At 71.2% G+C, this 17,706-nt stretch carries 18 protein-coding genes; 5 read left to right on the plus strand and 13 right to left on the minus strand.

The window, feature by feature from the left end:
• Positions 1-87: 87 nt before the first annotated feature.
• Complete coding sequence (locus AB0C96_RS11540) at positions 88-2,982, minus strand: UPF0182 family protein (RefSeq protein ID WP_362916205.1); 2,895 nt, start codon at positions 2,980-2,982, stop codon at positions 88-90.
• A 136-nt stretch (positions 2,983-3,118) separates the two neighbouring features.
• On the opposite strand from AB0C96_RS11540, the gene AB0C96_RS11545 reads away from it, so the two are divergent.
• Positions 3,119-3,673, plus strand: a complete 555-nt coding sequence (locus AB0C96_RS11545; protein WP_362916106.1) for a PPA1309 family protein — start codon at positions 3,119-3,121, stop codon at positions 3,671-3,673.
• 43 nt (positions 3,674-3,716) lie between these two features.
• On the opposite strand, the gene AB0C96_RS11550 is transcribed toward AB0C96_RS11545, so the two are convergent.
• From AB0C96_RS11550 to AB0C96_RS11565, 4 genes are all read right to left on the minus strand, one after another.
• Complete coding sequence (locus tag AB0C96_RS11550; RefSeq protein ID WP_362916108.1) at positions 3,717-4,814, minus strand: PDZ domain-containing protein; 1,098 nt, start codon at positions 4,812-4,814, stop codon at positions 3,717-3,719.
• Between the two features lie 125 nt (positions 4,815-4,939).
• The gene (locus AB0C96_RS11555; RefSeq protein ID WP_362916110.1) at positions 4,940-5,131 is read right to left on the minus strand and encodes a hypothetical protein; all 192 of its coding nucleotides are present in this window, start codon (positions 5,129-5,131) and stop codon (positions 4,940-4,942) included.
• A gap of 182 nt (positions 5,132-5,313) precedes the next feature.
• Positions 5,314-5,796 carry a molybdenum cofactor biosynthesis protein MoaE gene (locus AB0C96_RS11560; protein WP_362916112.1) on the minus strand — a complete coding sequence of 161 codons (483 nt, stop codon included), beginning with the start codon at positions 5,794-5,796 and terminating at the stop codon, positions 5,314-5,316.
• 103 nt (positions 5,797-5,899) lie between these two features.
• Positions 5,900-7,051, minus strand: coding sequence for an SDR family oxidoreductase (locus AB0C96_RS11565; protein WP_362916114.1), 1,152 nt, complete (start codon positions 7,049-7,051; stop codon positions 5,900-5,902).
• A 192-nt stretch (positions 7,052-7,243) separates the two neighbouring features.
• Here AB0C96_RS11565 and AB0C96_RS11570 point away from each other — a divergent pair, with 192 nt between their 5' ends.
• Together AB0C96_RS11570 and AB0C96_RS11575 are read left to right on the plus strand one after the other, a co-directional pair.
• Complete coding sequence (locus AB0C96_RS11570) at positions 7,244-8,707, plus strand: zinc-dependent metalloprotease (protein ID WP_362916116.1); 1,464 nt, start codon at positions 7,244-7,246, stop codon at positions 8,705-8,707.
• On the plus strand, positions 8,704-9,234 hold the full coding sequence (locus tag AB0C96_RS11575; RefSeq protein WP_362916118.1) for an NUDIX hydrolase: 531 nt from the start codon (positions 8,704-8,706) through the stop codon (positions 9,232-9,234). Before AB0C96_RS11570 ends, AB0C96_RS11575 begins: the two co-directional genes overlap by 4 nt.
• Before the next feature lie 139 nt (positions 9,235-9,373).
• Here the strand turns inward: AB0C96_RS11575 and AB0C96_RS11580 are convergent, their stop codons facing one another.
• The 4 genes from AB0C96_RS11580 to AB0C96_RS11595 all read right to left on the minus strand — a co-directional run bounded on the left by AB0C96_RS11580 (position 9,374) and on the right by AB0C96_RS11595 (position 13,351).
• Positions 9,374-10,132, minus strand: a complete 759-nt coding sequence (locus tag AB0C96_RS11580; protein WP_362916120.1) for an AIM24 family protein — start codon at positions 10,130-10,132, stop codon at positions 9,374-9,376.
• Between the two features lie 20 nt (positions 10,133-10,152).
• A complete protein-coding gene (locus AB0C96_RS11585; RefSeq protein WP_362916122.1) occupies positions 10,153-10,836 on the minus strand; it encodes an AIM24 family protein in 684 nt (227 codons plus the stop codon).
• Between the two features lie 15 nt (positions 10,837-10,851).
• Complete coding sequence (locus AB0C96_RS11590; protein WP_362916123.1) at positions 10,852-12,591, minus strand: TerD family protein; 1,740 nt, start codon at positions 12,589-12,591, stop codon at positions 10,852-10,854.
• Positions 12,592-12,724: 133 nt separating this feature from the next.
• A complete protein-coding gene (locus AB0C96_RS11595; RefSeq protein ID WP_362916125.1) occupies positions 12,725-13,351 on the minus strand; it encodes a M48 family metallopeptidase in 627 nt (208 codons plus the stop codon).
• Positions 13,352-13,552: 201 nt separating this feature from the next.
• Between AB0C96_RS11595 and AB0C96_RS11600 the strand changes: the two genes are divergently transcribed.
• Positions 13,553-14,689 carry a TOMM precursor leader peptide-binding protein gene (locus AB0C96_RS11600; protein ID WP_362916127.1) on the plus strand — a complete coding sequence of 379 codons (1,137 nt, stop codon included), beginning with the start codon at positions 13,553-13,555 and terminating at the stop codon, positions 14,687-14,689.
• 34 nt (positions 14,690-14,723) lie between these two features.
• Positions 14,724-16,187: an AarF/ABC1/UbiB kinase family protein gene (locus tag AB0C96_RS11605; protein ID WP_362916128.1), complete on the plus strand. Its 1,464-nt coding sequence runs from the start codon at positions 14,724-14,726 to the stop codon at positions 16,185-16,187.
• A gap of 38 nt (positions 16,188-16,225) precedes the next feature.
• Here AB0C96_RS11605 and AB0C96_RS11610 read toward each other — a convergent pair whose 3' ends face one another.
• The 4 genes from AB0C96_RS11610 to AB0C96_RS11625 form a co-directional block, all read right to left on the minus strand.
• The gene (locus tag AB0C96_RS11610) at positions 16,226-16,426 is read right to left on the minus strand and encodes a hypothetical protein (RefSeq protein ID WP_362916130.1); all 201 of its coding nucleotides are present in this window, start codon (positions 16,424-16,426) and stop codon (positions 16,226-16,228) included.
• Positions 16,427-16,526: 100 nt separating this feature from the next.
• On the minus strand, positions 16,527-16,844 hold the full coding sequence (locus AB0C96_RS11615) for a hypothetical protein (protein ID WP_362916132.1): 318 nt from the start codon (positions 16,842-16,844) through the stop codon (positions 16,527-16,529).
• The gene (locus AB0C96_RS11620; protein WP_362916134.1) at positions 16,841-17,194 is read right to left on the minus strand and encodes a WhiB family transcriptional regulator; all 354 of its coding nucleotides are present in this window, start codon (positions 17,192-17,194) and stop codon (positions 16,841-16,843) included. The genes AB0C96_RS11615 and AB0C96_RS11620 overlap by 4 nt, the downstream gene beginning before the upstream one ends.
• 115 nt (positions 17,195-17,309) lie before the next feature.
• A complete protein-coding gene (locus AB0C96_RS11625) occupies positions 17,310-17,636 on the minus strand; it encodes a hypothetical protein (protein ID WP_362916136.1) in 327 nt (108 codons plus the stop codon).
• Positions 17,637-17,706: the final 70 nt, after the last annotated feature.

Genomic DNA, 17,706 nt, shown 5'->3' on the forward strand with positions numbered 1-17,706 from the left:
GGCACCGCGCCGCCCCTCGCGCCGGAGCGGCTCCGCGGCCGCCGGTTCGCACCGGCGGCCGCAGGTCCCAGACCGCTGCCGGGCGGATCAGCCGCCCGACGCACCGCCCTTCTCGGCCGCCTTGGCGGCCCGGTCCAGCGCGGCCTTCAGCTTCTTCTTGGCCTCGTCGTAGGCGGCCAGGTCGCGCCGTCCGAGGGCCTTCTCGCCCTCCTCGTACGCCTTCTCCGCGTCGGACAGGGCCTGCTGCACCGTCTGGTCGGACGGCGGCTGCTTGCCCGTGTCGGTGCCGCCCGGCGGCTTCTCCGTCCCGCCGGAACTGGGCGCCTTCTTGCCGAAGACCACGTCCAGCGCGTCCTTGAGGGAGTTCTCCAGGACGGGCTTCTCGTCGCCGTAGCTGACCAACACCTTCTTCAGCAGGGGGTAGTTGGTGCTGGCACCGCGCAGGTACACCGGTTCGACGTAGAGCAGTCCGCCGTCCAGTGGGACGGTCAGCAGATTGCCGTACTCGATCTCCGAGTCGCCGAGCTTCTTGAGGATGTTGAGCTCGTTGGCGATGTTCGGATCGGAGTTGAACTTCGACTGCACCAGCTGCGGACCGGGCACCGGTGTCTGCGACGGCAGCTTCAGCAGTCTGATCTTGCCGTAGTCCGCGCTCGTCGCATTGGCGTCGACCGCCATGAACGCGCCCAGGTTGTCCCGCTTGTTGGGCGTGAACGTGGTCGTCAGGGAGAACGTCCGGTCCTTCTGGTCCGGCATCTTCATGCTCAGGTAGTACGGCGGTACCGCGTTGCCCGACTTGGTCGTCGGGTCGCTGGGGATCTGCCAGCGCTCGGAGCCGGTGTAGAAGGTCCCCGGGTCCGTGACGTGGTACGTCGTCAGCAGCTGGCGCTGCACCTTGAAGAGGTCCTGCGGGTAGCGCAGGTGCTCCTTGAGCGACTGGCTGATCGCGCTCTTCTTCTCGACGGTGCCGGGGAAGGCCTTCATCCAGGTCTTGAGGACCGGGTCCTTCTCGTCCCACTGGTAGAGCTTGACCGACCCGTCGTAGGCGTCCACCGTCGCCTTGACGGAGTTGCGGATGTAGTTGACCTGGTTCTGCTGGGCCACCACCGCCCGCTGGCCGTCGGTGAGCGAATCGGCCGTGGTGTCCCCGAGCGTGGTGCGCGAGGCGTACGGATAGCCGTTGCTCGTCGTGTAGGCGTCCACGATCCACTTGATGTGGCCGTCGATGACCGCCGGGTAGGCGTCACCGTCGATGGTCAGCCAGGGGGCGACGGACTCGACGCGCTCCTTGGGCGTGCGGTTGTACAGGATCCGCGAGCCGTCGCCGATCGCGCCGGAGTAGAGGATCTGCGGCTCCCCGAACGCCACCGCGTAGGCGGCGCGGTTGATCGGGTTGGCGAGGCTGACCCCGCTGTTGCCCTTGTAGCTGTAGCTCTTCTCGCCGGTGCGGTCGTCGGAGTAGTCCAGCTCCTTCTGCGGACCGCCGACGATGGAGTACTGGGAGGTCTTCTCGCCGTAGTACACCCGCTGCTCGTACGGGGGGAGCTGCCCCTTGGCCGGCAGGTCCGACTCGGTGTACTTGGGGCCGCCGCCGTCGGCGGTCTCGGTCCCCTTGGCGGCCACCGCGCCGTAGCCGTGGGTGTACTTGAAGTGGTCGTTGATCCAGTTGCGCTCGGGGATACCGGCGATGTTCAGCTCGCGCAGGCCGATGACGGTGTCCTGCTCGGCGCCGTCCTGGTCCTTGTAGCGGTCGACGTCCAGGGTGGAGGGGAACTGGTAGTACCCCTTCGCCTGCTGCTGTTGCTGGAAGGCCGGCGAGACCACGTTCGGGTCGAGCAGCCGCAGACTGGCCGTGGTGTCGGCGTCGTCGCGCAGCCGCTGGCTGTCCTCCTTGCCGGACGGCTTGTAGTTGCCCTTGTACGCCGTGACCGCGGAGTCCTGGATGTCGTACGCGTCGCGGGTCGCCTTGATGTTCTGCTTGATGTACGGCGCTTCCTTGGCCTGCTCGTTCGGCTGGACCTGGAACTTCTGCACGATGGCCGGGTACAGGCCGCCGATCAGGATCGCGGAGAGCACCATGAGGCCGAAGCCGATGACCGGCAGCTGCCACGTCCGCCGCCACAGCGTCGCGAAGAACAGCGCCGCGCAGATCGCCGCGATGAAGAACAGGATGGTCTTCGCCGGAAGGTAGGCGTTGGCGTCCACGTAGCGCAGGCCCGCCCAGTTGTCGGCCGACTTCAGGCCGCTGGACTTGACCGCGAGTCCGTACCGGTCGAGCCAGTACGCGACCGCCTTGAGCGAGACGAAGAGGCCGAGCAGCACCGACAGATGGCCGGTGGCCGCGGCGGTCGCCCGTGAGCCGGGGCTGGTCAGCCGCAGTCCGCCGTAGAGGTAGTGGGTCAGCGCCGCGGCGACCAGACACAGCACCGCGCAGGCGAAGCCGAAGCTCAACAGGAAGCGGTACCAGGGCAGATCGAACGTGTAGAAGGAGATGTCCTTGCCGAACTGCGGGTCCGTCGTACCGAACGGGACGCCGTTGACCCACTGCAACCACGTGCGCCACTCACCGGACGCCGAGGCGCCGGCGATCAGACCGACCACCGCCGTGATCGCGATCAGCGCCCACTTCTTGAACGGCGCGATGCTCATGCGGTAGCGGTCCAGGCTCTGTTGCTCCATGGACATCGCGCTCAGCGGCGGCCGCAGTCGGTGCGCCAGCCAGACGTTGACGCCGACGGCGACCGCCATCAGGACGCCGAAGAAGAAGAACAGGCCGATCTTGGTCCACAGGGTGGTGGTGAAGACCGAGGAGTACTTGACCGAGCGATACCAGAGCCAATCGGTCCAGAACCCCGCAAACATGACAAAGAGCATGGCCAGCACGGCCAGCACTCCCAGTGTCATCAGCAGGGTCCGGATCCGCCGCGATGGTCGGCCGCCTCTGATCCGTGGCCCTGTCGGGCCTGAGCCGCGGTCCGGCATCTGGAAAGCCAAGGTGCGCACCTCGAAGTTCGCTGTCGTGTGGGGCAGGCCCGGCGATACTAGGACCCACTGATGCAACTTACGAAGGCTTTACCCAGTTCCCGATTTCGGGGGTGGACAAGGCACGATGTTGGGCATGACCAACCTCCCCGTTGACGGCACCCCCCTTGCCGCCGACCCACTGACCCGCGCGGTGCTCGAAATCGACGAGTACACCGCGGGGCTCGGCTGGGACCAGCCCGCCCGACTGTTCGCCCTCGTCGACACCGCCAAGCTGCGTGCGCAGGAGCCCTCGCTCGCCGCCCAGCTCGGCATCGACGACTCCAGCACCGCTTCCCTGACCCCCGTGGAACAGGACGAGATCCCGGCGGAAGTCCCGCTGGACGAGTTCCTCGCCACCATCGCCTGGCCGGACGCCGTCACCGGCTGCGCACTGACCGTGGAGCGCCTCATGCTGCCGCCGGCCGCCGAGGCGTCCGAGCCCGCCGGCATGGACGAGGCACAGCTCGCCAAGTGGGTCGCCGAGCACCCGGAGCGCCAGGAGGTCCGGATGACGGTGGCGGTGCTGCGCGACGGCCGCCGGGAGTCGGCCCTGCGGCTGCGCGAGAAGGACTCCACCGCCGAGGTGCTCACCGGATCGGGTCTGGTGCCGGGCCTCGCCGACGCACTCGCCGCGACCTTCGAGGGCTGAGCCCGCGGGCTTCGAGAGCTGAAGCTCCGGGGCCGGACCGGCGTTACTTCCCGCCTGCCGGGCTACAGCTCGGCAGGCCGGCGAGGTCGCCGGTGCGGATCTTGTCCAACGCCTTGATGGCGTCGCCTATGGTGTCGACCTTGACCAGGCGGAGCCCCTGCGGGGTGTCCTTGGCCGCGGTGGCGCAGTTGTCCTTCGGCGTCAGGAAGAACTCCGCGCCCTGGTCACGCGCGCCGACCGTCTTCATCGAGATGCCGCCGATCGGGCCGACCTTGCCCTGGTCGTCGATCGTGCCCGTACCGGCCACGAACTTTCCGCCGGTCAGGTAGCCGGGGGTGAGCTTGTCGACGATGCCGAGCGCGAACATCAGCCCGGCGCTCGGGCCGCCCACATCGGCCAGCTTGACGTCGATGGGGAACGGGAATATGTGGTCCACGGCGGCCTGGATGCCCACGATCGCCCGGCCGTCGTCCGCCTTCTGCGTCGTGATCGCGACCTGCCGCGCGCCGGTCTCGGGCTTCTCGCCCCGCTTCTCCGCCGCGGCCGCCTCCTTGGCCGGAATGATCGTGAAGACGACCTTCTCGCCGGGCTTGTGCTTGGTGACGAGCTTGGCGACGTCACCGGTCTGCTTGACCGCCGTGCCGTCCACGGCCTTGATCACATCGCCGGCGTGCAGCAGCCCGTCGGCCGGCTTGTCCTTCACGACCGAGCCGACGACGGTCTGGGTGGCGACCGGGAGGTGCAGCTGGCGGAGGGCCGCGACCTTGGCGCTCTCCTGGGACTGGCTGAACTCCTCGGCGTTCTGCTGGTCGGCCTGCTCGGCGGTCTGTCCCTCGGGGTAGAGCGTCTTGTGCGGGACCACGGCGCTGTCGTGGTCGAGCCAGCCGTAGACCGCCTCAAGGAGGTTCATCCGGTAGTCGGGGCCGGTGACCCGGACGGTGGTCATGTTGAGGTGACCGGTCGTCGAGTAGGTCTTGTGCCGGGCGATCTGCAACACCGGCTCGCCATCGTGGTCACCCAGCGTGTTCACCGTCGGCCCCGGCGACATCTCCGAGTACGGCACGGGGATGAGCACTCCCGCGCAGAGCAGCGCGATGAGCATCAGGGTCGACGCGAGCAGCGTCGCGGTGCGGCGTGGCATGGAACGACAGTACGGGACAGGTATGACAACCGGCCTGCGGGGCCGTCCGTACGGGATCGGGCTCCCGCCCGTGCGAAGACGCGGCATACCGGGCGGTGCTTGCTACTGCGTACGGGTGACGCGTCTCAGGCCCGGTCGGGGGCGGCCGGCGCGGGGTCGGAAACGGAATGCTGCTTCTCCATCGCGTCACGGAACCGGGCGTAGCCCGCGAGCTCCTCGACGTCCCCGGTCTTGCGGTGCCTCAGGGCCCAACTGCTCCACACCGCGGCGATCACCCCGGCGCCAACCGGAATCAGCAACCAGAGGAGCGCACCCATCAGCTACCTCCCAACCCCTTGCACAACCGCAATCGACGAATAAGCAGATTAACCATCTGCCAGGTCAACGCTCACGCCAGGGGGCGGGTTACGCAAGCCGAACGGCCCCGCGCAGGCACCGGATCCGGCCCCGCGCCCGGGAGCGCCTCCCCCGGGTCATCACAAGGCGCCTACCCCGTCCTTCAAGAGGCTCCCACCCATTCCTCGGTTCCGTCCGAGAACGTCTGGTGCTTCCAGATCGGCACTTCGTGCTTGAGGTCGTCGATCATCCTGCGGCAGGCGTCGAAGGCCTCGCCCCGGTGCGGGCAGGACACCGCGACGACGACGGCCAGATCGCCGATCCGCAGCTCGCCCACCCGGTGCACGGCGGCCAGTGCCCGCACCGGGTACTCGGCGATCACCTTCTCGGCGATCCGGCGCATCTCCGCCTCGGCGGTCGGGTGCGCGGAGTAGCCCAGGGCGTCGACGTCGGCGCCGTTGTCGTGGGAGCGGACGGTGCCGACGAACAGGGCCGTGCCACCGGCCGCCGCATCTCCGACCGCCGCGAACACCTCGTCCACGGACAGCGCGGTGTCGCGGATCTCCAGGAGCCGGATCGGATCCGCCGCGGCCAGCTCACCGGGGTGGTCGCGGCCGGGCGTCGAGGGGGAGGGCGTGCCAGACATACCCCCATCGTGCCGTACACGGGCACGGCGCGGAATGGCCGGATCTGCCGGTCGTCCCGGCCGCGGTATGGAGACTCCTCCAGGCCCGCGCGCCTGGAGGGGCTCAGATCCGGCGGCGGGCCTTCCGGGCGCGCCGCACCAGCGCGGCGGTGCCCAGCAGGGCGACGGTGGCACCGGCGGCACCCGCGGCGGTGGCGTCCTTGCGGCCCAGCCGGCGGCCGGCCACGGTGTGCCGTCCGGCGACCTCCTCCAGGAGCTCGGCGAGCACCTCCTCGTTCGTCCACCGGGGGCGCCAGCCCGCGTCGTACAGCCGGCTGCCGCTGACCACCCAGGGGTGCATGGTGTAGGCGAGGTCCCCGGCGGGCGACGGCGTCAGGCCGATGCGGTGGAGGCGGGCGGCGGCGCCCAGCGCCACCGAGGACGGCAGCTCCATGCGGCGGATGCCGGAGAGCTCCTCGACCTCCTCCTGCTCCAGCCAGCCGTCGCAGCCCACCGCCAGCTCTCCGTCGACCTTCTCCAGCGCCGCGTACTCCAGGGCGCTGACCAGGTCCTCGACGTGGCAGAACTGCCAGGCGGGACGGGATCCGGCGACGACCAGGAGGCGCGGCGACTCGAAGTAGCGGGTGAGCGCGGTGTCGGTGCCGCCCACCAGGACGGTGGGGCGCAGCACCGTGACGTTCAGGCCCGGGTGCGCCCGGGGCGCACGGTGCGCCAGGTGCTCGATCTCCAGGAGGTCGCCGACTCCGGTGGCGTCCGCGGTGGCCCGCAGCTCGGCGTCCTCGGCCAGCGGCACATCGTTGTCGGGCAGCGCCCCGTAGACCATGGCGGAGGTGCACAGCACCACCCGGTGGACGCCGGCGGCCGCGGCGGCGGTGAGCACGGTCTGGGTGCCGCGCACGTTGTAGGCGGTGCGCGCGGTGGCGTCGGTCTCCAGGTCGAGGTCGAGCGCCAGGTGGACGACGACGTCGGCGCCGCGCAGCTTGTCGGCGATGGCGGGGTCGCGGACGTCCAGGACGTGCCACTGCGCCTCGGCGACGTCGCCGCGCCGCTCGTCGATGGCCACCACCGCCTTGACCTCGTCGGATGCGACCAGGGCACGGGTGAGCAGCGCGCCGACCCCGGAGGCGGCTCCGGTGACGGCGACGACGGGCCGGCGCAGCGGCCGGTCCGCGGCGCCGGCCGCGGGGTCGCCTGCCTGCTCGGTCTGGGCCGCAGCGTTTCGCGCTGCGCGAACGGTCGGATCTGGGGAACTCACCGGGCGTCTCCAGCGGTTGTCTTCAGTGCGGGCGTGTGCTGACGCGTCCGCACCAGGTGGCGTCCATCCTGCCCCAGCCACCGGGACGGCGAAGCACCGAGCCCCGAAGCGGTCCGGGTGTCTACGCTGGAGGTGATGTCGGGCAGCCGCCGTCGGCCACCTGGTCGGCGGCCCTACGAGCCGAGGAAACCCGTGAGTGACACCCCATTTGGATTCGGCCTTCCGCCGGAGGAGCCGGAGGACGGCGACAACGGCAAGAAGAAGGGCGGCCAGGGAGGTAGCCAGGGCCCCGCGGACCCCTTCGGGTTCGGCGGCGGGAGCGGCGGCGCGGACAATCCGTTCGCGGCGCTCTTCGGCGGCATGGGCGGTCCCGGCGGCGAGATGAACCCTGGTGACCTGGGAGCCGCGTTCCAGAAGCTCGGCCAGATGCTCTCGTACGAGGGCGGCCCGGTGAACTGGGACATGGCCAAGGACATCGCGCGGCAGACCGTCGCGCAGGGCGCCCAGGACGGCAGCAAGGACGCGAGCCTGTCGCCGGGCGAGCGGTCGGCGGTCGAGGAGGCCGTGCGGCTGGCGGACCTGTGGCTGGACGGTGTGACGTCGCTGCCGTCGGGCTCCGGCTCGGTGGTGGCCTGGAGCCGCGCCGAGTGGGTCGAGGAGACCCTGCCGGTGTGGAAGGACCTGGTCAATCCGCTCGCCGAGCGGGTCGGCGCGGCCATGGGAGAGGTGCTGCCCGGCGAGATGCAGGCCATGGCGGGCCCGCTGCTGGGGATGATGCGCTCCATGGGCGGCGCGATGTTCGGCACCCAGATCGGCCAGGCGCTGGGCGTGCTGGCCAGTGAGGTCGTCGGTTCGACGGACATCGGGCTGCCGCTGGGCCCGGCCGGGAAGGCCGCGCTGCTGCCCGGGAACATCGCCACCTTCGGCGCCGGACTGGGCGTGCCGGAGGAGGAGGTGCGGCTGTATCTGGCCCTGCGCGAGGCCGCCCACCAGCGGCTCTTCGCCCATGTGCCGTGGCTGCGCTCGCATCTGTTCGGGGCCGTCGAGGGCTATGCGCGCGGCATCAAGGTCGACACGACCAAGCTGGAGGACGTGGTCGGCCAGATCGACCCGCAGCACCCCGAAGAGCTTCAGAACGCCCTACAGCAGGGCATGTTCCAGCCCGAGGACACCCCGGAGCAGAAGGCCGCCCTGGCCCGGCTGGAGACCGCCCTGGCGCTGGTCGAGGGCTGGGTGGACGCGGTGGTGCACGCCGCCGCCAAGCCGCACCTGCCGTCCGCGGACAAGCTGCGCGAGACGCTGCGGCGGCGCCGGGCGAGCGGTGGCCCGGCCGAGCAGACGTTCTCCACCCTGATCGGTCTCCAGCTGCGTCCGCGCCGGCTGCGGGACGCCTCGCGACTGTGGGCGTCGCTGACCGACGCCCGGGGCCTGGACGGCCGGGACGGCCTGTGGGAGCACCCGGACATGCTGCCGACGGCGGCCGACCTGGACGACCCGGACGGCTTTGTGCACCACGAGCAGCTGGACTTCTCCGAGCTCGACAAGATGCTCGGCGAGGCGGCGCGCGGCGACACGTCCGGTCCGGGCGGGCCCGCGCAGAAGGGCGACGGCCCGGAAGGGACGCCCGGCGACGGCAAGGGTGACGGCGACAAGTGAGTCTGCACGCGGATGCGGCGCGGGTGCTCAAGGAGTGGCCCGCGCCGTCGGCCGAACAGGAACGGCTGCGGCTGGCGTATCTGGACCATCTCGCCGCCCATCAGGACGGCATGTGGAAGCCCTGTGCCCAGGGGCACCTCACGGCGAGCGCGCTGGTGATCGACCCGGTCGGCGGCCGGGTGCTGCTCACCCTCCACCGCAAGCTGGAGATGTGGCTCCAGATGGGCGGCCACTGCGAGCCGGAGGACGCCTCGCTGGCCGACGCGGCGCTGCGGGAGGCGCGCGAGGAGTCGGGCATCGCCGAGGGGCTGACGCTGCTGCCCGGCGGCCCGGTGCGGCTGGACCGCCACCACACGCCCTGTGCGGTGCATCTGGACGTCCAGTACGCGGCGCTGGCCCCCGAAGGCGCGGTGGCGGCGATCAGCGACGAGTCGCTGGACCTGCGCTGGTTCGCGTACGACGAGGTGCCCGGCGTCGCCGATGCGTCGGTGGCGCGCCTGGTGGACGGCGCCCGGGCGCTCCTCTAGACACCGGCCGGACGCCCTGACACCGGCCGGACGCCCTGTCATCGCACGGCCGCCCTGACACCGGCTCGGCATCGGCCCCACGCGTCCGGCGCTCGCACCTTCTCCTCGGGGCGGGCGCCGAACACGTCCGGGCGGCCGGTCAGTTGGTGAAGATGTTGCCCTGGTTCATGCCCCGGGCGCCCTGCTGGCCCATGCCGAACTGGGCGGCCAGCCCGGAGCCGACGACCGCGTTCTGCGGCGGCAGCAGCTCGCTGGGCTGGACCAGCGCGAAGCCCTGGCCGAGGAAGCTGAGCTCCCAGCCCTCACCGGTGCTGCCGCGGCGCCGCCACACCCCGGAGGAGTGCGTCTGCGCCTGCATCTGCACCCGTAGCGACGCGGACCAGGCGACCACCGCATCGGCGTCGGCGTTGACGTACTTGTCGGGCGTGACCTGCAACATCAGCGGCTGACCGGAGGTCATCAGGGCGACCTTGCCCTGCCCGGAGATGTTCAGCTGGTACTTGCCGGTGCCGGAGATCCCGTACTGGCTGTCGACGGAGACCACCTCCCAGTGGAGGCCGGAGTCCAGCGCCAGTACGTAGCTGCTGTCGACGGTCAGCCCGTCGTGGTCGACGTCGACGACGTGCACGTACTGGGCGAGGTTGGCCAGATAGACCGTGCCCTGCCCGGAGACGCGCATCAGGTCGAGGCCCTCACCGGAGTGGGCGCGGGCCCGCTGCTGCCCGGGCGTCTGGTAGTTGCCGTCGAATTCCAACAGTCCCTGGTAGGCGACCATCGACCCCTTGCGGGCGAGGACGTCGTCGTGGCCCTGGAGGGCGACCCGCAGCAGCTGGCCGTTCTGGAGGGCGTAGCGGTCCTGGGTCTGTGCCTCGGTGAAGGCGAAAAGCGGACTCTGCATGGCGTGTTCGGTCCTCCCCCTCAGCCCCGGGCCCGGAGCCGGTCGGTGCTGTCCTCGCTGGGCTGGACGACGACGAACCCCTGGCCGGAGAAGCCCAGTTGGTACGCCTCGCCGCTGCCGCGCCCGATCATCGAGGACGCCTTGAAGCTGCGCTTGCCCTTCATCTTCAGGTTCGTCGACCAGGCGACCAGGGCGTCCGGGTCCACATAGGTCTCGTCCTCGCCACGGCCACAGTCGACGACGATGGGCGTGCCCCGGGAGGTCAGCGCGACCCAGCCGGTGCCCGAGATCCCGACGTTGAAGAGTCCCTGACCGGCGAACTTCGCCATGCCCTTGACGCGCTGCACGCCCCACTGGAGGTGGGCGTCGAAGGCGAGCAGGTTGGTGCCGTTGACGGAGAGGGATTCGCCGTTGAGGTTGATGCAGACCACGTCGGCTCCGTAGTCGGCCAGGTAGAGCAGGCCGTCACCGGAGCACTTCATCAGGGGCGCGCCCTCGCCGGTCAGCCACTGGGAGGCCATCTGACGGACGGCGGGCGGGTTCGGCTCGTACTGGACGAAGCCCTGGTAGGCGACCATCGAGCCGGTGCGGGCGAAGACGTCCTGGCCGCTCTGCATGGCGATCTTCACCATGGCGCTGCCGTGGTTCTCCATCCGGGCGGCGGGCGGGGTCGGGACGTAGCCCGACAGCTGCTGCTGGTTCATGACGTGCGGGCTCCCTCAGACCTCGTAGGGCTGGACGACGATGAAGTTGCCGGGCGCACCGCGGAACTGGAGGTTCACGGTCTCGCCGGAGTGGCCGGGATAGGCGTGCCGGCGCAGGCTCACCTGACTGGAGATGATCACCTGCGAGCCGGCGGACCAGGCCACGATGGCGTTGGCGTCGGCGAAGGTGGTCGGGGTGACCGGCAGCACCACGGGGGTGCCGTGGGTCTTGACGACGATGGTGCCGGTCCCCTGGAACTGCATGGTGAACAGGGCGCCACCGGGGATGCCGTGCCCCTCGATCCGACGGACCTCGTGCTGGAGCGACTCGTCGAAGGCGAGCACCGACTCGGCGGACACGCAGAGCGCGTCGCCCTGCAACTCGATGGGGTGCACGTGGGCGCTGTTGTCGGCGAAGAAGATCTGGCCCTGGCCGGTGCAGCGCATCAGCTGCATCTCCTGGCCGGTGGCGTTGCCGACGATCCGGCCGCGGAAGCCGGCGCCCTTGTAGCCGAAGTCGACCTTGCCCTGGTAGAGCACCATGCTGCCCTGGCGGGCGAGGACCGGCTGCCCGTCGACGCCGAGGTCGGCGCGGATCAGCTTGCTGTTCTGCGGGGTCCAGCGCTGGCCGGTGGGGGCTTCCTTGTACTTGTCCAGGACGACGCCGAGGCCGGGGCCACCGCCCTGGACGGCCGGGGCCTGTCCCGGATACGGGGCGGCCGGGGGCTGGCCGTACGGGGCCGGCTGGCCCGGGAACGCGCCGGGCTGCCCGTACGGGGCTGCCTGCGGGGCCGGCTGGCCGGGGAAGCCGCCCGGCGCGGGCTGCGGCTGGCCGTAGGGGGCCGCCGGCTGCTGTCCGGGTGGTCCGGGCACGCCGGGCGGCGGCACCGGGCATGGGGGTCCCCCCTGGACCGGAGCTTGTCGAAGGCCCTCGGGGGACGGCGGGACCAAGGGCGCGGCGATGGTGGGCGCGCTGTGGACCGGCGGGGGCGTGGGCTGCGGGGCCGGGGCCACCGGGCCGGGCTGGGGCACGGCCGGGGACGCCGGCGGTACCCCCTGGGGCGCGCCGAACTCGGGCGCGGGCGGCGGCGGTACGGGCGCCGGCTGCGGCGTCACGGGCGCGGCAGGTGCCCCGAAGGACGGCGCCGGCGCCGCCGGCCCGGGCGGCGGGGCGAAGCCGGGCGCGCCCTGTGCGACGGCGGGCGGTTCGGGCTGCGCCTCCGCCTCCTCCGCGACCTCGCCGCCGAAGTTCTTCAACAGCGCCTCCAGGCCGCCGTCGAAGCCCTGGCCGACCGCGGCGAACCGCCAGACGTCCTTGAGGTAGAAGTCGCCCAGCATGACGGCGCGTTCGGTGCTGAACTCGCTGCCGGTGAAGGAGTACCGGGCGACCTCTTCGCCGCCGGCCACGATCCGGATGTAGCCCGGCCCGATCTGGGAGATCTGGCCGGCGCCGTCGAGCGCGGCGGTGAAGCACAGCTTCTGGATCTGCGGCGGGATCTTGTCGAGGGTGACCCGGAAGGACTCGGTGTCGCCGGCCTGCGGGCCGAGCAGCTGGATCGACTCCTCCGGCGACTTTGGCTGGTTGTAGAAGATGAAGTACCGGTCGTCGGAGAGCCGTTCGGCGGTGTCCAGACCGAAGCAGCTGATGTCGAAGGTCAGGCCGGGGCCGGCGATCTGCACCCCTACGTACAGATCCGTCCCCGCCGTCAGATCACCGATCTTGGCCTTGTGGCCGCGCTGGAATTCCCTGGCCATACGTAACGACCGTCCCCCGCTCCCGCTGTGATTCCGCCTGGGCCGCCAGGCTAACGGCTGGCGCCGACAGCGGGCGATTCCGGGGCGTCACGAAGTTGTCCCGGTGCCCCGCCCGCCTCTTCCGGCGCCGCGCCTACTCGCTGCGGGCCGGCGGCAGATGGGGCAGCCGGTCGGCCGCGACCACGCCCTCCAGGTATCCGCGGGCCCGCTCCGTACGGGGATAGGACTCCAGCAGGCGCCAGAACTGTGGGCCGTGGCCGGGGACGAGGAGGTGGGCGAGCTCGTGCAGCAGGACGTAGTCGATGACGTACTCCGGCATGCCCTGGAGCCGGTGCGAGAGCCGGATGCTGCCCTCGGCGGGGGTGCACGATCCCCAGCGGGTGTTCTGGTTGGTGACCCAGCGCACCGACGCGGGCCGGGCCCGGCCGTCGAGGTACTGCTCCGACAACCGCCCGGCGCGCTCGACCAGCTCGCCGTCGCCGAGCATCCGCTTGCTCTCCTGGGCGGCCAGCTTGTCGAGCATGACGGTGACCCAGCGCTGCTCCTCGGCCTCCGACATGCGGGCGGGGATGAGGACGACGGTGCGGTCGCCCTCGCGGTACGCGGAGACCGTCCGGCGCCGCCGTGAACTCCGCCGCACCTCGACCGCGCTGGTCCCCGATCCCCGGGCCTTCGGGCTCGGGGCAGCCCTGCGCGAGGAGTCGGTGGCGCGGCGCAGGGGCGTCTCCCCTGATCCGTGAGGGTGCGGGTCGGCGGGCACGCGCCCGACGTTACCCGCTGGCCCTGTGGGAAGTCCCGCCCCGCGAACGGTTCGCCACCGAACCACTCCATCCACTCCACGGCGCGCCCCGTTCATATGACAAACCCCGACCCGGCCTGTGGATAACTTCGGGTGCCGTCCGCCGCAGGGTGCATGCTGAGGGCCGTACGACGAAGAACGGGGGCGGATGAGATGCATCCGATGCTCAAGCCCGCGCTGCGGCGCGGCTGGCGGGACAGGGAGACGGTGCGGTTCGGCGTGGCACCGGCCCATGCGATGGTGGTCGGCCCGGTCGACACCGCGACCGGCAGCTTCCTCACGCTGATCGACGGCACCCGCACCATGCAGCAACTGATCGCGGAGGCCGCGTTACTGGACCTGCCGCCCGAGCACGCACGGGGCGTGGTGGACCGGCTCGGCGCGGCCGGACTGCTGGAGGCCCCCACCGCGGGCGGACCGGCGGCCGCCGCCGTGCGGGCGGACCGGCCCGCCTTCGAGCGGCTGCGGCCCGATCTGGCGTCCCTGTCGGTACGGCATCGCGAGCCGGCCGGCGCCCTGGACCGGATAGGGGCGCGCCGGGCGATCCGGACGAAGATCAAGGGAGCGGGGCGGGTGGGCGCGGCGATCGCGGCGCTGCTCTCGGCCTCCGGCCTCGGCAGGGTGGAGGTCGTCGACGGGGGCTCAGTCGACCCGGCGGACGTCCTGCCCGGCGGGCTCGGCGCCGAACGGATCGGCGAGGGGCGGGCCACCGCCGCCGAGCGGCTGGTCCGCAGCTCCTCCCCCTGGAGCCGCCGGCCGCGACCGCGGGTCCCGGTCAGCGAGTCCGGTGAGCCCGGACTGTCCCTGATGGTGCTTGCCCCGCGGGACGGGCTCGCCGCGTACGCACCCGACCCGGTGCTCTCCGAGCCGCTGCTGACCGCCGGAATCCCGCACCTGTACGCGGGCGTGATCGAGGGCACGGGTGTGGTGGGTCCTCTGGTGCTGCCCGGCGGGTCGGCCTGCGCCCGCTGCGACGAGCTGCGCCGTATGGACGCGGAGCCGGCCTGGCCGCGGCTGCTGGCGCAGTGGCGGTCGGGGCGTGCGGCGCCCGCGGTGCCGGCGTGTGACGCCGCGCTGGCCACGGCGGTGGCGGGCCTCGCGGCCGCCCAGGCGCTGGCGTTCCTCGACGGTGAGCTCCCGCCGTGCACGGGGGCGCGGATGGAGCTCGCGCTGCCGTGTGCGAGCGTGCGCACCGTGCGGATCGCACCACATCCGGAGTGCGGCTGCGGTGCCGCCGCTTCGCTGTCTTCGGCAGGCGCCTCGGATCCTCGGCCGCGACACGCCACAATGACGGAGTAACCCCGGTAGGGAACAGTGTGAGTTGGAGGGGCGCATGTCTGATCTTCCCCGCAAGGCGGTCACTCGTACCGCCAAGCTGGCCGCGCTGCCACTGGGGTTCGCCGGCCGTGCCACCTGGGGCCTGGGCAAGCGGATCGGCGGCAGATCCGCCGAGATCGTGGGCCGCGAGCTGCAACAACGCACCGCCGAACAGCTCTTCAAGGTGCTGGGTGAGCTGAAGGGCGGAGCGATGAAGTTCGGGCAGGCGCTGTCCGTCTTCGAATCGGCGCTGCCCGAGGAGATCGCCGGGCCCTACCGCGCCGCCCTGACGAAGCTTCAGGAGGCGGCACCGCCGATGCCGACGAGCACGGTGCACGCCGTGCTCGCGGAGCGGCTCGGCGAGGACTGGCGGGAGCTGTTCGAGGAGTTCGAGGACAAGCCGGCCGCGGCGGCCTCGATCGGGCAGGTGCACCGGGCAGTCTGGCACGACGGCCGCGAGGTGGCCGTCAAGGTCCAGTACCCCGGAGCCGGGCAGGCACTGCTGTCGGACCTGGCACAGCTGAGCCGCTTCGCCCGGCTGTTGGGGCCGCTGATCCCCGGTATGGACATCAAGCCGCTGATCACCGAGCTGCGCGACCGGGTCTCCGAGGAGCTGGACTACTCCTTGGAGGCGGAGGCCCAGCGCGCGCACGCCGAGGAGTTCGCCGACGACCCCGACGTGGTGGTGCCGGCGGTGGTGCACCAGAGCGACGAGGTGCTGGTGACGGAGTGGATGGACGGCGTGCCGCTGTCCGAGGTGATCGCAGACGGCACCGACGAGCAGCGGAACCGGGCCGGTCAGCTCCTGGCCCGCTTCCTCTTCTCCGGGCCCGCCCGCACCGGCCTGCTGCACGCCGACCCGCACCCGGGCAACTTCCGCCTGCTGGCCGGCGACTCCCCGGACGGGCCCGCCGAGGAGTGGCGGCTGGGCGTCCTGGACTTCGGCACGGTCGACCGGCTGCCCGACGGACTGCCGCCGACCATCGGCACCTCGCTGCGGATGACGCTGGACGGCGAGGCGGACATGGTTTACGAGCTGCTGTGCGAGGAGGGCTTCGTCAAGGAGTCCATCGAGCTGGACCCGGACGCGGTGCTGCACTACCTGCTGCCCATCATCGAGCCCGCACAGGCCGAGGAGTTCACCTTCACCCGGAGCTGGATGCGCCAGCAGGCGGCCCGGGTCGGCGATCCCCGCTCCCCCGCACACCAGCTGGGCAAGCGGCTCAACCTGCCGCCCGCCTATCTGCTGATCCACCGTGTGACCTTGAGCACGATCGGCGTGCTGTGCCAGCTCGGCGCGACGGTGCGGCTCCGCGACGAACTGGAAGCCTGGATGCCCGGCTTCGTGCCCGAGGAGGAGCCCCCCGGCCCCGACCCCACCGGCATCGACCCCGACGCCTCCGGCTCCGTCACCTCGGACGGCCGAACCGACACCGGCGCGGACAACCACGCGGAGGTCGTCGAGGAATCCACCGCCTGAACCGCGGGCCGGGCGTCACCCCTCGATGACGCCCGGCCTCACCACCAGCTGGAATCCAGGCGCCCCTCGATGGCCCTGATGTGCTCCCGTGCGCAGTCGTCGCAGAAGTAGCGGCGCTCGCCGTTCTCCACGGAGCAGGTCCAGGTCGGCGGAGTGCCCTCGGCGACCACGCCGCAGCCGGCGCACACCGTGTTCCCGTCGGCCAACTCCGCCCGTTCATGCGTCTTCTGGTCCACCATCCGACGATATCTCCGCCAACCGCACGAAGCCGGATACAACGCACCACGGGGCCCGCCCTGTCGGACGGACCCCGTGGACGCTACGTGTCAGCGCACGGCCTTACTGCATTACGGCCATCGCCAGGGCACGCCGGGCGCGCAGCGACGCGCGCTCGGCACGCCGCTGCATACGCCGCGCGGCGGCGATCCGATGAGCCCTGCGTTCGGACTCGGCCTCCCGCAAGCGTTCATGCATATGCGCACGTGCCAGGGCTTCTGGGATGAGTTGCATGGCGAAGTTCCTGTTCTGACGCCACTCGATCGCGTCGACGTTCGTGGGGACGGGTGTGTCGGTGAAGGTGGGATTCATCGTGGGGTCCTGCTTCTTGGGGTCCCGTGTGATGGGACGGTCGATCGTTCCTGCCTCGGTGATGCTCATGCCGCAACCGGGTTCTTGCGCGGACGGCCACGCGGACGCTTCCGCGGCACCACGACACCCTGGACGAAGAGCTCACCGCCCCAGACACCCCACGGCTCACGGCGGTCCTTGGCGCCGGCCAGGCAGGCCTCACGGACCGGACAGGACTGGCACAGCGTCTTGGCGTACTCGACGTCGGCCGGGGACTCGGCGAAGAAGACCTCCGGGTCATAGGTGCGGCACGGTACGGCGGCGCCGAGGCGGTCGATCTCGTTGTCGAGCTCGGTGAGGGGCAGCAAGGAGTTCTCCTGGGGGTCGGGCGGAGGGATCAGGTCGGTGGCCACGGACGTGGTGTGCGTCTGCAGTTGCACGGTGGTGTGTTCCTCGTCAGTTCGGCCCGCTGTGGCGGGCGATCGGGCAAACAAAAGGGCCGCGGATCCCGGTGTGGGTTCCGCGGCCCTGGAAGGTGCCGACCTGATCTGCCGATCAGGCTGGATCTCTCCAGGGTTCGAGGCCGCGGTAGGCCCACATGTCATGCTGCGTCGGGTACTGCTTCCGGGATTCGGCACCATTGGCCGCCGCGAAGGCAAAGGCATTCGCCTCAGCCGCCACTGCTACTGCCGCAGGTGCCTCGGTCGGTCGCGCGGTGCGCTCGCTGCGCGTCAGCACGGCGAGGGATTCGGGGCGCGCGACCTCGGAACCGGAAAGGCGGCCGAAGCCGGACAGACCGGTGCCACGGAGCGAGGAGCCGAGCGGGCAGGTGGCGACGACCGAGCGATCGGTCATTTTGCTGGTCTCGATGAAGCTGATCACTGGGCTCGCCTCCTCTCGGCGTCTCGGTGGACCGGGAATCCCGTTCCAGGGCGTTCAAGTACAGCACGGA

This window comes from Streptomyces sp. NPDC048506 (assembly GCF_040651315.1).
GTDB lineage: Bacteria > Actinomycetota > Actinomycetes > Streptomycetales > Streptomycetaceae > Streptomyces.

Coding starts and splice junctions, on each gene's coding strand:
- AB0C96_RS11540 (WP_362916205.1), bottom strand. CDS start 2,982: ATGCCGGACCGCGGCTCAGGCCCGACAGGGCCACGGATCAGAGGCGGC.
- AB0C96_RS11545 (WP_362916106.1), top strand. CDS start 3,119: ATGACCAACCTCCCCGTTGACGGCACCCCCCTTGCCGCCGACCCACTG.
- AB0C96_RS11550 (WP_362916108.1), bottom strand. CDS start 4,814: ATGCCACGCCGCACCGCGACGCTGCTCGCGTCGACCCTGATGCTCATC.
- AB0C96_RS11555 (WP_362916110.1), bottom strand. CDS start 5,131: ATGGGTGCGCTCCTCTGGTTGCTGATTCCGGTTGGCGCCGGGGTGATC.
- AB0C96_RS11560 (WP_362916112.1), bottom strand. CDS start 5,796: ATGTCTGGCACGCCCTCCCCCTCGACGCCCGGCCGCGACCACCCCGGT.
- AB0C96_RS11580 (WP_362916120.1), bottom strand. CDS start 10,132: ATGCAGAGTCCGCTTTTCGCCTTCACCGAGGCACAGACCCAGGACCGC.
- AB0C96_RS11585 (WP_362916122.1), bottom strand. CDS start 10,836: ATGAACCAGCAGCAGCTGTCGGGCTACGTCCCGACCCCGCCCGCCGCC.
- AB0C96_RS11590 (WP_362916123.1), bottom strand. CDS start 12,591: ATGGCCAGGGAATTCCAGCGCGGCCACAAGGCCAAGATCGGTGATCTG.
- AB0C96_RS11600 (WP_362916127.1), top strand. CDS start 13,553: ATGCTCAAGCCCGCGCTGCGGCGCGGCTGGCGGGACAGGGAGACGGTG.
- AB0C96_RS11605 (WP_362916128.1), top strand. CDS start 14,724: ATGTCTGATCTTCCCCGCAAGGCGGTCACTCGTACCGCCAAGCTGGCC.
- AB0C96_RS11610 (WP_362916130.1), bottom strand. CDS start 16,426: ATGGTGGACCAGAAGACGCATGAACGGGCGGAGTTGGCCGACGGGAAC.
- AB0C96_RS11615 (WP_362916132.1), bottom strand. CDS start 16,844: ATGAGCATCACCGAGGCAGGAACGATCGACCGTCCCATCACACGGGAC.